Origin of the sequence: Pseudooceanicola atlanticus (assembly GCF_000768315.1) — a bacterium.
GTDB lineage: Bacteria > Pseudomonadota > Alphaproteobacteria > Rhodobacterales > Rhodobacteraceae > Pseudooceanicola > Pseudooceanicola atlanticus.
Window position 1 is genome coordinate 611,451 of the sequence record NZ_AQQX01000002.1, and the last position, 13,202, is coordinate 624,652.

Here is a 13,202-nt window from a genome sequence, read left to right on the forward strand (position 1 = left end):
GGCGGACAGCCAGCAAAACCGACACTTCAGAAGCTTGGAAAACGTCATGGGGTCATCCTCCACTCATCATCGCCTATCCCGTACTCGTCCGGCCCGCCGGGTCTCTGTCCTGCTTGGCTGCACGGCGCTTGTCGCTCTTCCGCTGACCGCCGCAGCGCAGGACAGCGCCGACACCGGGACCTACCGGCTCTCTCCGATCATCGTCGATCTGAGTTTCGCATCCGACGACGACGCGAACTCCACCATCGCCAAGGAACTCTGGACCGGTGGCAAGGTCGCGACGAGCGTCCTGGACACGCCCGCCTCCGTCTCGGTGGTGACGCAGAAGGAAATCACGCAGCGCAATGCCGACAAGGTCGAGGACGTGCTGGAATACACGCCGGGCATCGTGACCGATTACTACGGCACCGATGACCGCAACGATTACTACCTCGTGCGCGGTTTCCAGGCCTCGACCTATCGCGACGGTCTGACGCTCGGCTCCATGCGCGGTGTCCGGGAAGAGCCCTACGCCTTCGAACGGCTCGAGGTGATGAAAGGCGGCAACTCCACCCTCTTCGGCACGTCCGATCCGGGCGGCACGGTCAATTTCGTGACCAAGACCCCGAAATTCGAACGCTTCGGCGAGGTCTATACCTCCTACGGGTCGCACAACCACGCCGAAATCGGCTTCGATTTCGGCGACGTGCTGAACGAGGAGGGCACCGTCGCCTACCGCGTCGTTGGCAAGGTGCAGGATGCGGACCTGGAATACGCCAATTCCAAGGACAACGAGAAGTTCTTCCTGGGCTCCATCGCCTACAAGCCGACGGATTTCACCGAGCTGACCTTCACTGTCGACTACCTCGACCGTGACGGCACACCGAACAGCGGCGGCTATCCGCTGGACCGGCTGTACGACCGTGGCCTGTTCTTCGGCGAACCCAGCTTCAACTACCACGAGGTCGAACGGCTGACCATCACCGCCGGGCTGCAGCACGAATTCGCCAACGGGCTGACGCTGAACGCGAACCTGCGCTACAGCGACCTGAAGGACGATTTCGGCTATGTCTACGTGAACGACAACGCGGCGCGGGTCGGCAGCGTGGTCAACCGCGACTATTTCGGCACCAACAGCACCGCGGAAGAGCTGATCGGCAACGTGATCGTGCAATACGATACCAGCTTTGGCTCGGTCGACAGCAGCACCCTGGCCGGGTTCGAATTCCGCGATGCCTCGACCACAAGTTCGGCCTTTTACGGCAACCACACGCCGATCGACACCAACAACCCGGTCTATACCGGGGCGCCGACCGGCTTCGCGCCCTATAGCGTCCAGGCCAACAGCTACACGACGCAATCCGTGTTCCTGCAGCAGAACCTGTCCTTCTCCGACCGCCTGGTCGCGACGGCGGGCGTGCGGCATGACTGGCTGGACATCACCAACACCAACCAGCTGACGGCGGCAACGACGCAGGCGGCCTTCTCGGAAACCTCTTTCCGCGGCGCGCTGACCTACAAGATCACCGACGAGGTGTCGGCCTATGCCAGCTATGTCCAGTCGGTTGCGCCCCCCTCCATCGGCACGCAGCCCGAACGCGGCGAGCAGTACGAGGTCGGGATCAAGTACCAGCCCGAGGCGATCAACGCGCTCTTCACCGCATCGGTCTACGAGCTGACCAAGAAGAACGTCGTCGTTCCGGTGGTGCTGCCCAGCGGCGTGATCGACCGTCAGACCATCGGCGAATCCCGCATCCGCGGCTTCGAGTTCGAAGCTCGCGCCGAACTGGCCGAGGGCCTGACCCTGTCCGGGGGCTACAGCTACCAGAAGTCGAACTACGTGCGCGGCAACGTGCGCGGCACGACCGTGGACGGCAACGAATTCGCCACCGTGCCCAACCACATGGCGTCGATCTGGCTGAACTACGACCTGCCCTATGCCGGCGCGCTTGGTGACATGTCGGTGGGGATCGGAGCACGCTATGTCGGCCCGTACTACTACAACGTCTACAACAACAGCGGCAGAAGCCCTGGCCAGACCTATGTGGACGCGTCGTTCTCCTACGCGGTGACGGACAGCACCGACCTGACGGTGAATGTCAGCAACATCTTCGACGAGCAATATGTCGTGGGTCAGGGCACCGCGGCCTATTACAACAACGGAAGAACGATCACGGCGGCCCTGCGGCACAGCTGGTGATCCGACCTGTCCCACCCGGTTCCCTCGACCGGGTGGGATGACAGGTTTGCGCCTGTCGCCCTACCCCTGCTGCTGGCGGCGTCGCCAGCTGGCCGGGGTTTCCCCAACGATCTGACGGAAGGACCGCGTCAGGTGCGCCTGATCCGAGAACCCGAGTCGGTCGGCAATATCCGCCACGGTCAGATCGGACCCCGACAACAGATCCCGCGCCTGGTCGACCCGCTTGTTCAGCTGCCATTGATGCGGGGTCATGCCCGTGGTGTTGCGGAACACCAGGGAAAACCAGCTGACCGACAGGTTCACCGCCTCTGCCATCTGCGCCGTGCTCAGCCGCTGGCCGCCGCCGGCCTCGAACCGCCTGGAGACCTTGCGCATCTGCGCCCCGGTCAGCCGCGCATTGCCATCGCCTGCCTCCTGCCGCTTGAGATCGAGAACGCCGGTGATCAGGGCATTGGCGATGTTTTCGGCAAACACGTCGTGCCGGGTGGGTTGGCGGACCTCTTCCACCAGCAGACGGGCCAGCGGTTCGATATCGGCAATGTCATGGCGTTCGGCCGGGGCATCCAGCATCTGCATCGCGGCCGACCTTGGCAGGACCGTCGACAGGAACTGCACCGCCCAGCCATGGTCGATGTGGATATCGACATGGGAAAAATTCAGCGGTTTCGAAAAGCTGGTCGTCAGGTGCATCCCCGCCGGCACGTAGATCGCCCGCGCCAGTTGCCGCGTTTCTTCGCCCGATGTGACGGCAACCGAGCTCATGTCGTCGAAAAACAGGCTCAGCCGCGGATTGGCCGACACGTATTGCCCGGTGGCACCGCGTTCCCCCGCGGCCTCCCAATAGGCCACCAGGGTGTTTTCGTATTGCCGCCACTCAACGGGAGCGATGCTGCGCAGGCTCTTGGTATAGCCCCGAAAATCGTGGTTGTAGCCCAAGGGTCGAAGCGTCCGGGTTCGGAGATTGCGATCTGGCTGTCCGTCGCAAGGGGCTGCGATCCGGGTTGGCTAAGGGTTTTTTGTATGGCTTTTCGTTCGCCATCTCAAGCAAACGTCATATTCGGCCTCCAATGCGTCGCTTTGGCAGAGCCAATTTGAGCCGTTGTTCATGCATCGGCTGTAAAAGGTATGACATCCGGGGGCTGTCATTTCCTTCAAGTTTAAAACATACTTGAAGCAGAATGACTTTGGATGATTCGATATGACGGCAGGCCCGAGGCAGGCGTACAGGGACGTGGTGCTGACCGTGCCGGTCACCGTGCCCTACCAGCGCTATTCGATCGACGCCGCGCATTGGTGGTTCGGCGCCGCGCTGCGGCAGCTTTCCAAGGCGTCGGGCATTTCCCACAAGGACATGGACGGGCTGTGCGCGGCGAGCTTTTCGCTGGCCCCCGATAGTGCCGTGGCGCTGACCCAGCATCTGGGCATGTCGGTGCGGTGGCTGGATACTGTGCCGCTTGGCGGGGCCTCGGCGGTAGCGTCGATCCGGCGGGCGGCGCGGGCCGTGGAAAGCGGCGATGCCGACGTCGTGGCCTGTATCGCCGCGGACACCAACCATATCGACAGTTTCCGGCAATCCCTGTCCAACTTCTCGCGCTTTGCGCAGGATGCGGTCTATCCGATGGGGGCCGGCGGCGCGAATGCCAGCTTTGCTCATCTGACCCGTAATTACATGGACCGGTTCGGTGCCACCCGCGAGGATTTCGGGCGCATCTGCGTGGCGCAGCGCCAGAATGCGCTGTCGAACCCGAACGCGCTGATGAAGAAGCCGCTGACGCTCGACGCCTACATGGCCGCGCCACCGATCTCGGACCCGGTGCACCTGTTCGATTGCGTGATGCCCTGCGCAGGGGCCGATGCCTTCCTGGTCATGCGCGAGGAGACCGCGCGCGCCCAGGGGCTGGACTTCGTCCGGCTGACCGGGTCGATCGAACGCCATCACAGCTTTCCCGAGGATCCGGTGCAGGAGCGCGGCGGATGGGCCAGGGATGTCGATGACCTGTACGCCATGGCAGGTACGTCTCCGCAGGGGATCGACGTGTTGCAGACCTATGACGATTACCCGGTCATCATCATGCTGCAATTCGAGGATCTGGGCTTTTGCGGCAAGGGCGAGGCGCCCGAGTTCGTCCGATCACACGATCTGACCTTCGGCGGGGATTTCCCGCAGAACACGGGCGGCGGGCAATTGTCGACGGGCCAGGCGGGGGCCGCGGGCGGTCATCTTGGCGTGGTCGAAACGATGCGCCAGTTGATGGGCCAGGCCGGTGACCGGCAGGTGTCCGAGGCGCGGCGCGGCATGGCGCTTGGCTTTGGCATGATCAATTACGAGCGCGGCCTGTCCTCGGGCGCCGTGATCCTGGAGGCCTCAGCATGACCCGCCCGGTGCCGCCGAAGAAGAACCCCCTGCTGCGCACGCAGGTGCCGCTGCTGCCACCGCAGCCACGGTCGCTGCGGGGTCACCTGCTGATCGCCGCGGCGGCGACCGGCCGGTTCGCGCTGCAACGCTGCGCGGAATGCGGCACGGTGGCCTACCCCGCACGCGACGCCTGCTCCGAATGCCTGAGCCCGGACCTGCCCCTGACGGATGTCCCGGCGGGAGGGACATTGCTGAGCGAGACGACCATCCGCAACACGGCGGACCCATATTTCCGGCGCCTGACGCCGATCCGGCAGGGGCTGATCCAGTCCGATGCCGGGCCGCAGATCATCGCTTTTCTGCACCGTGACTGTACGCCGAACGGGCGGGTCACGCTGTCGCTGAAACTCGACGCCGGTGGACAGCCGGTGGTATTTGCCTTTCCCGAAGGCCCCGCGGCCCCGGATGCGGAGGAGGACCCCATCTTGCGTGAACTGACCGCCGATCCGCTGCATGCCCGGATCCTGCTGACCGACGGGCGGCACCCGGCCAGCGTGGCCCTGTGCAAGGCCCTGCTGGGGGCGGGTGCGGCGCATATCTTCGTGGGCGTTGCCGAACGATGGAAACCCTCGGCCCAGATCGACGCGCTGGCCGCGGTGGAGGGGGTCGAGCTGATCGACCTTGATCCGCGTGACGAACGGTCGGTCATGGATGCCGCCGCGGACCTGGCGGGCAAGATCGAGATCGTGGTGAACAGCGCCTACCATTACCGCCCCGGATCGCTGCTGGACAGCGGGGCGGCGCTGCGCATCAAGGATATGATGGAAGTCGGCGCGCTTGGCCTTGTCAGGCTGAGCCAGACCTTCGGCGCCGCCATGATGGGCCGCGGTGCGGATGGCGACCGGCCGGCGCTGGCCTGGGTCAATCTGCTGTCCATCACCGCGCAACTGGCACATCCCGCAGCCGTCACCTACTCGGCCGCACAGGCGGCAGAGCTGTCGGTGGCGCAATCCCTGCGCGGCATGCTGCGCGGCGGCGGCGTGCGGGTGGTGAACGTGTTCCACGGCGCTCTGGATATCGACTGGTTCGAACAGGTGCCGCCGCCCAAGCTGGGCGCGGGTGCGCTGTCGAAAGGCGTGGTCGATGCGCTGAAGCGTGGGCTGGAAGATGTCTATCTCGGCGCGGAGGCCGAGGATTTCCGCGAGCGGATGGATCAGAACCCGAAAGAAGTCGAACGGTCGAGGTGGACGTGATGCAGGACAACCAGACACCCGATACCGTCCTGACCGCATTGGCCGGCGCGCTGGCCTCGGGCGGGGTGCAGTTGGTCGACCTGACGCGGACGCTTGCGCCCGACGATCCGACCATCGTGATGCCTCCGGAATTCGGCCAGTCCTGGCCCGTGCGGATCGAGAGAATCTCTCGCTACGACGGCACCGGCCCGGCCTGGTACTGGAACAACATCAGCTTTGGCGAACATACGGGCACGCATTTCGACGCGCCGGTGCATTGGGTGACGGGGCGCGACCTGCCGCGTAATTCGGTCGACACGATGCCATTGGAGCCGATGCTGGCCCCCGCCTGCGTGATCGACTGCACGGAGGCCTGCGACAAGGATGCCGATCACCTGCTGACCCGCGAGGCGATCCTGGACTGGGAAGCGCAGCATGGCCAGATCGAACCCGATTGCTGGGTCATCATGCGCAGCGGCTGGGGCGACAAGACCGGCGCAGAGTACGCCAATCTTCAGGCGGATGGCGCCCATACGCCCGGCCCGGACGCGGAGGCGATCCGGTTCCTCGTCGACGACCGGAACATCCAGGGCTTCGGCACGGAAACCATCGGCACGGATTGGGGTCAGGCCGGGCATCTGTCGCCGCCCTATCCTGCACACCACTACCTGCACGGGGCCGGGAAATACGGTCTGCAATGCCTGACCGGGCTGGAGGCGCTGCCCCCGCGCGGAGCGATGATCTTTGCCGCGCCGCTGAAGATCAAGGCGGGTTCCGGCAGTCCGCTGCGGGTGATCGCGCTGGTTCCGGGCGGCACCGACTGAACCGGTGCCACCGCTTAAGGCATCGCGGCGGGTCGCGTCACAGAAAGCGGGACCGGGATCGCGGCAGGGATTGACGGCAACGGTATCTTTACTTCAAGCTTGAAGGAGTTTCGCGCAACCCTGCGGGTTCACCCTCCGGTTGGGCGCGTCCGTTCAAACAGAGAGTGAGCCGCCCATGACCGTCTGCTACTTTGCCCTCTTCTTCAATCCGGCCGACCCGTCGCTGCGGATCGCCCCCTCCGAAACCGAAGGGCTGCGCACCTGTCTGAAAGGTCTGCCGGGGCTGGAGCGCGGGCATCTTTATACCCCTGCCCAGGCCGATGACATGTTCAACGACGACGGTGCCCCGCCGGTCTTTGGCATGCAGCTTTTCTTTGACGACCTTCAAAGCCTTGAGGCCGCGATCAATCCCGGTGGCGGTCTGCATACGCTTGTGCAGAACGGCGGGATGAAAAGCCTGGACGGCACCGATGCGTCGCAACAGGCCATGTATCTCAGGCCCTTCGCTGTCCCGGAACCGGCGCCGCTGTCGCCAACGGCCTGCAGCTATATCGTCTATTATCCCGGTCCGGCGGAGGATCTGACGGAATGGCTGGATTGCTACATCCGCCAGCATCCGCCGATCATGAAAGACTTCCCCGGCATCCGCGAACTTGAGGTGCTGACCCGCATGGACTGGATCGACGCCATGCCCTGGGAACGGGTGCAGGTCATGCAGCGCAACCGGATCATGTTCGACAGCCCGCAAGCCCTGACCGACGCGCTTCATTCCCCCGTACGGCTCAGAATGCGGGACGATTACCACACGTTCCCGCCAATCCTGAATGGCAACAAGCATTACCCGATGCTGACCGAAGTGATCCGGCCCACGGCGTGACACGACACCGTCGCGCTTGCCTCGCAAGCCGGTGGCTGCACGTTCGCGCATGGCAAAAAAGTTTAGGATTGAAGTAAATCCGAGTCGATCCCATACTTCGCCGAACAGGGCGTCCAGCCCTCGAAAGAAAGGAACGCCCGCATGTCCGAGCAAGCCAAGGATCAGGTCTTTTCCGATGCCGCCCGGGCGGTCTGTGACTTGCTCGACCAGAAGGTGGCAGAGGAATACTGCCGGGCGTCCCATGCCCGGGCGGATGCGCTCGAGGTCAGCATTCCCTCGGCGGCCAGGACCCTCCCCGCCTTGCTTGAGGCCCGTGTCAGCGATGCGCCCGATGCGGTGATGCTGCAGATGGATGGCGCCAGCCTGACCACCACGGGGTTGCGGGAGCAAGCGTCGCGCCTGGCCGGCCTGCTGGTCGAGGCCGGGGTCGCGCCGGGAGACCGCGTCGCGATGATCAGCGCCAACCGCCTGGACTTCGTCCCGCTGCTGAGCGCGATTTCCTGGGTCGGCGCGGTGGCCGTGCCGATCAACACCGCCTCGCGCGGGGATCAACTGCACCACATCTTCCAGAACTCGATGGCCAAGCTGCTGATCATCGAGGCCGCGCTGCTGCCCAACCTCGCCACGGTGGACCGCAGCGACCTGGCGCTTGAGACAATCTATGTGCTGGACGCGGAGGGCGCGGACCTGCCCGACGGCGCGCAGCCGATGCCAGAACCCGGAGAGCCTATCGACGCGGTCGCGGTGAAGCCTGCCGATCCGATCGCGATCCTGTACACCTCTGGCACGACGGGCGTGTCGAAGGGTGTGATCTGCCCGCATGAGCAATTCTTCTGGTGGGCGATCACGACCGGTCGCCAACTGGGCATCCGGCCGGGCGACGTGCTGCATACGACGCTGCCGCTGTTCCACACCAACGCGATCAACTGTTTCTTCCAGGCGCTGGTCTTCGGCGGCAGCCAGTCGCTGTCGGAACGATTCTCGGTCTCAAAGTTCTTCGAGGCGCTGAAGGCGTCGGGGTCGGACGTGACCTATCTGCTGGGGGCTATGGTCCCGATGCTGTTGTCGCGGCCCGAAGGCCCGGAGGAACGCGACCATTCCACCCGCGTGGCCCTGGCCCCCGGTGTGCCGGCGCAGTTTCACGATGAATTCGTGCGGCGCACGGGAATCCTGCTGCTTGATGCCTTCGGATCGACCGAGTCGAACAATGTCATCCAGACCGAGGCGGATATCCTGCGCCCCGGTATGATCGGGCGGATCACCAAGGGGTTCGATGCCCGCGTGGTGGACGAATTCGACAACGAGGTGCCCGACGGGACTTCGGGCGAGTTGCTGTTGCGAGCAGACAAGCCAAACGCCTTTGCCCACGGCTATTTCGGGATGCCGGACAAGACCGTGGAGACCTGGCAGAACCTGTGGCTGCATACCGGCGACCGCGTGGTGCGCGATGGCGAGGGCTATTACCGGTTCGTCGACCGGATCAAGGAAACCATCCGACGGCGGGGCGAGAACATCTCGTCCTACGAGGTCGAACAGGGCGTTCTGAGCCATCCTTCGGTTTCGACCGCCGCGGTCTTTCCCGTGGCATCGGAACTGGCAGAAGACGAGGTCATGGTCGCCATCGTCCTGAAAGAAGGCGCGACGCTCGACCCCGAGGCGCTGATCCGCCATTGCGAAGACCGTCTGCCCTATTACTCGATCCCCCGTTTCGTCGACATACGGACCGAACTGCCACGCACCGAGAACGGCAAGATCCAGAAGTTCAAACTGCGCGAGGAAGGTGTCACCGACACCACCTGGGACCGCGAGGCCGCAGGGGTCACCCTGCGCCGCTGACGCCGGATCGCGTCGCGATCCTATGCCCGGCGACCTATGGGCGCCGGGATCAAAAGCTACACGTTCAAAACACTGAATCACCCTGAACGCCGCGCCATTACGCGCGAATCCCTTTATTCGTGCGAGTGTCACAGATTCTTCTTGCAATATTTATTTCATACTTAAAGGTATACAGAGAAACCCAGCGTGGATGCTCATGTACATTCCTTTGCGCAAGAAAACGGAACCGCTTGGCAACATGGTCTACAAGGACCTGCTGGATGATCTTGTCATGCACAGGCGGTCGGCGGGCGACCGGCTGATCGAGGCCGAGATCGCAAGGGCCCTGGACGTGTCCCGCACCCCGGTCCGCGAAGCGTTGAGCCGCCTGGAAAAGGACGGGCTGATCGAAAGCGTCCGGCCGACCGGCTACGTCGTTGTGCATCCGTCGATGGAAGACGTCCGCGACATCTTCGAAATTCGCCGCGCGCTGGAACCCGTCGCCTTTGCCACGGTCGTGGCGCAGGCCCGGGACGAGGACATGGCCCGCTTCAGGCGCCTGCACGGGGCGGTCATCGCTTCGACCACGCCGGAGGAATCGGCGCAGGCGAATCGTGCCTTCCGCGCCTTCTGGTTCGATCGCATCCGGAACGACCGGATGCGCGAGACGCTGGTGCGCTTTCACCTTCAGGTGCACCTGGTCCGCGCCGCGACCCTGCATTCCGCAGAGGGGCGCAAGGCGGCCGGAGAGGGCACCGCGCGGCTGTTGGCCGCTTTCGAGAACCGAGACACCGACATGGCCCACGCGGCCATGCAGGATTTTGTGGATGCCGCCCTGTCGTTCTTCGAACAGGCCGATGCGGAACGCATTCTGCAAGCCCCTCCCGCGTCCGAAAGGACCGGGCAAGACCCGATGGCCAGCAACAAGGTCGGTTAGCGACCGGGCCGCTTCAACACTGTGAGGACCAAATGAAGAATTACAGCTTTCTCAAAGGCGTCGCCGCCGCAGCCCTGATCGGGATTTCGGCGTCCGCTGCCTCGGCCCAGGAGATCATCCGCGCCGTCACTTTCACCCCTGCCCAGGTGTCGTTTTCCAAGAACTTCATGAAGTTCGTGGACCTGGTGAACGAACGCGGTGAAGGCGTCGTCCAGATCCAGGTGATCGGCGGCCCCGAGGTCATCCCGAACGAACGCATGGGCGAAGCCCAGATGAACGGCATCGCGGACATGTTCCTTCTGCCCGCCGGTTTGTACCTGAACCTGGTGCCCGAGGGCGAAGCCTTTGCCGGCTCCAACCTGGACCCGATGACCACCCGTGAAAACGGCGGCCTGGAGCTGGTGAACAAGGCCTATCACGAGAAGGCCAACACCCATATCCTGGCCCATGTCGATGGCGGCGCCGGGTTCCACCTTTGGACCACCGAACGCCCCGGCACCACCGAGGACGGCCAAGTCGACCTGTCGGGTCTGCGCCTGCGCACCTCGCCGCTTTACCGTGCATTCTTTGAGGAACTCGGCGCGACCATCGTGGTCCAGGCCGCGGGCGAGGTCTACACCTCTCTCGAGCGTGGCGTCGTCGACGGCACCGGCTACCCGATCTCGGGCATCCGCGACTTTGGCTGGGACAAGTTCATCAAGTACCGGATCGATCCGGGCTTCTTCCAGACCGACGTTCTGATCTCCATCAACCTGGACACCTGGAACGGCCTTTCCGACGAAGCCAAGGAAATCGTCAACCAGGCCGCCATCGATCACGAGATCGCCTCCTACGAAGCCGAGAAAGAGCTGATCGAAACCGAAACCAAGGCCATGGCCGAAGGCGGGATCGAAACGATCACTTTGGAAGGCGAACAGGCCGACCTGTTCCTGACCAAGGCCTACGACATCGCATGGGCTCGCCTGAAAGAGCGTGACCCGACGATGCATGACGAACTGAAAGAGCTCTTCTTCGAAGACTTCTGATCCGAGTTCCGGGCGGGCGCCGCATGGCCCCGCCCGGTCCCCCTTTGATTTCACTCCGCCTGTTCCCTCCGGCGACCGCCTCTCACTTCCAGACGCGAAGGACCCCACGATGCGCCCGATGCTCCAATTGATCGACCTGATATCGAAACTGCTGTTCGTGCTGGGCTGCCTGCTGGTCCTGGCGATCGTCTTTATCGTGAATTACGACGTGCTGTCCCGGAACCTGGGCCTGCCGACCGCGATCTGGGCGGTGAACACGGTGGAATACGCGATGCTGCACCTGACCTTCCTGGTGCTGCCCTACCTCGTGATGACGCGCGGCCATGTCTTCGTCGGTATTCTGCTGACCTACATGCCCGAGCGGATGCGCAAGGGGTGGGAAACCGCGCTGCACATCATTTCGGCCGCGATCTGCTTCTACATGACCTGGTACAGCCTCGATTCCTTCCTGAAGGGTTGGGCCGACGGCAGCTACGAGGTGCGCGCCTACGACATGCCCATGTGGGGTGTCTATTCGACCATGCCTATCGGGTTCTTCTTTGGCGGGCTTCAGTTCCTCGCCTTCCTGCCCAAGGGCCAGAGCTTCTTCGATGCCAGCGCTGACGCGCATGCCGGCCTTTAAGGAAAGAACACGACCATGATGGACTGGACCCTTTCGATTGCAATTCTCATCGGCGGCCTGCTGCTGTCCATGGGGATCGGCCTGCCGGTGGCGCTCGGCTTTCTGGTGATCAACGTCATCGGCACCTATTTCTTCATGGGTGGCGAGCGCGGCATCACCCAGATGGTCGCCAACGCCACCATGGCCGTGTCGACCTATTCGCTGGCCCCGGTGCCGCTCTTCCTGGTGATGGGATCGCTGTTCTTCCATTCGGGCCTGGCCCGGCGGGTGCTGGACGCGATCGACGTGCTGATCGGCCGCCTGCCGGCGCGCCTGTCCTACCTGACCGTGACCTCAGGCACCGTGTTCGCGGCGCTGTCGGGATCGTCGCTGGCCAATACCGGCATGCTGGGCACGCTGATGGTGCCCGAGATGGTCAAGCGCGGCTACAAGAAGCATATGGCGATCGGGCCGATCCTGGGCTCGGGCGGCCTTGCCGTGATCATTCCGCCCTCCACCCTTGCGGTTCTCTTCGGCTCGCTCGCGCGAATCGACATCGGCGGGCTGCTGGTTGCCGGTCTCATCCCCGGCGTGATCCTGGCGATCTTCTACGCGATCCTGATCTTCGTTCAGTCCAAGATCGATCCCGATGCCGCGCCGATGTACGATTACGTGCCCAAGCCCGTCAGCGAGCGGATCAAGATTTTCTGCCGGGATATCCTGCCGATGGCGGCGATCATCTTTGCCGTGGTCGGGTCGATCCTGACCGGCGTGGCCACCCCGACCGAAAGCGGCGCGCTTGGCATCCTCGCCGTTGCCGTGCTGGCGCTGATCTTCAAGGCGCTGGACTTCAAGGCGATCAGCACCGCGATCACCGATGCGGCCCGCGTGACCGGCATGACCTTCCTGCTGATCACCGCCTCGTCGACCTTTGCGCAGCTGCTGGCGTTTTCCGGCGCTTCGGCCGGGTTCGTCCGCTGGGCAACGTCACTGGAGATGGGGCCGACGCAGACCCTGCTGATCATGGCGCTGATCCTGCTGATCCTCGGCATGTTCATGGACCAGGTGTCGATGATGCTGATCACGCTGCCCATCTTCGTGCCGCTGGCCATGTCGCTGCAATTCGACATGATCTGGTGGGGCCTGATCATGCTGCTGATGCTGGAGGTCAGCTTTACCACCCCGCCTTTTGGCCTGCTGCTGTTCGTGATGCACGGTGTCAGTCCGAAAGGCACGACCCTGCAGGAAGTTGCGCGCGCGGCCTTGCCGTATATCGCCTGCGTCTTCCTGCTGGTTGCCCTGGTGATCGCCTTCCCGATCCTTGCGACGTTCATCCCGTCGCTGATGTAGGCGCCC

At 63.7% G+C, this 13,202-nt stretch carries 11 protein-coding genes; 10 read left to right on the plus strand and 1 reads right to left on the minus strand.

Features of this window, described 5'->3' with window-relative positions; all coding sequences use genetic code 11:
• The first annotated feature begins 46 nt into the window (after positions 1–46).
• Positions 47–2,179 carry a TonB-dependent siderophore receptor gene (locus ATO9_RS07040; protein WP_043747415.1) on the plus strand — a complete coding sequence of 711 codons (2,133 nt, stop codon included), beginning with the start codon at positions 47–49 and terminating at the stop codon, positions 2,177–2,179.
• 60 nt (positions 2,180–2,239) lie between these two features.
• Here ATO9_RS07040 and ATO9_RS07045 read toward each other — a convergent pair whose 3' ends face one another.
• The gene (locus tag ATO9_RS07045; RefSeq protein ID WP_043747170.1) at positions 2,240–3,115 is read right to left on the minus strand and encodes a helix-turn-helix domain-containing protein; all 876 of its coding nucleotides are present in this window, start codon (positions 3,113–3,115) and stop codon (positions 2,240–2,242) included.
• Positions 3,116–3,377: 262 nt separating this feature from the next.
• Between ATO9_RS07045 and ATO9_RS07050 the strand changes: the two genes are divergently transcribed.
• From ATO9_RS07050 to ATO9_RS07090, 9 genes are all read left to right on the plus strand, one after another.
• Positions 3,378–4,553: a thiolase family protein gene (locus ATO9_RS07050; RefSeq protein ID WP_043747172.1), complete on the plus strand. Its 1,176-nt coding sequence runs from the start codon at positions 3,378–3,380 to the stop codon at positions 4,551–4,553.
• The gene (locus tag ATO9_RS07055) at positions 4,550–5,788 is read left to right on the plus strand and encodes an SDR family NAD(P)-dependent oxidoreductase (RefSeq protein WP_043747174.1); all 1,239 of its coding nucleotides are present in this window, start codon (positions 4,550–4,552) and stop codon (positions 5,786–5,788) included. Before ATO9_RS07050 ends, ATO9_RS07055 begins: the two co-directional genes overlap by 4 nt.
• Complete coding sequence (locus ATO9_RS07060) at positions 5,788–6,591, plus strand: cyclase family protein (protein WP_052418150.1); 804 nt, start codon at positions 5,788–5,790, stop codon at positions 6,589–6,591. Before ATO9_RS07055 ends, ATO9_RS07060 begins: the two co-directional genes overlap by 1 nt.
• A gap of 175 nt (positions 6,592–6,766) precedes the next feature.
• Positions 6,767–7,468, plus strand: coding sequence for a hypothetical protein (locus ATO9_RS07065; protein WP_043747176.1), 702 nt, complete (start codon positions 6,767–6,769; stop codon positions 7,466–7,468).
• Between the two features lie 141 nt (positions 7,469–7,609).
• A complete protein-coding gene (locus ATO9_RS07070; RefSeq protein WP_081979477.1) occupies positions 7,610–9,304 on the plus strand; it encodes an ATP-dependent acyl-CoA ligase in 1,695 nt (564 codons plus the stop codon).
• Positions 9,305–9,500: 196 nt separating this feature from the next.
• Positions 9,501–10,220, plus strand: a complete 720-nt coding sequence (locus ATO9_RS23410; protein WP_052418151.1) for a GntR family transcriptional regulator — start codon at positions 9,501–9,503, stop codon at positions 10,218–10,220.
• A gap of 32 nt (positions 10,221–10,252) precedes the next feature.
• A complete protein-coding gene (gene dctP / locus ATO9_RS07080) occupies positions 10,253–11,245 on the plus strand; it encodes a TRAP transporter substrate-binding protein DctP (protein WP_043747178.1) in 993 nt (330 codons plus the stop codon).
• 109 nt (positions 11,246–11,354) lie between these two features.
• Complete coding sequence (locus ATO9_RS07085) at positions 11,355–11,867, plus strand: TRAP transporter small permease (RefSeq protein WP_043747180.1); 513 nt, start codon at positions 11,355–11,357, stop codon at positions 11,865–11,867.
• Between the two features lie 15 nt (positions 11,868–11,882).
• Positions 11,883–13,196, plus strand: coding sequence for a TRAP transporter large permease (locus tag ATO9_RS07090; RefSeq protein WP_337588272.1), 1,314 nt, complete (start codon positions 11,883–11,885; stop codon positions 13,194–13,196).
• Positions 13,197–13,202: the final 6 nt, after the last annotated feature.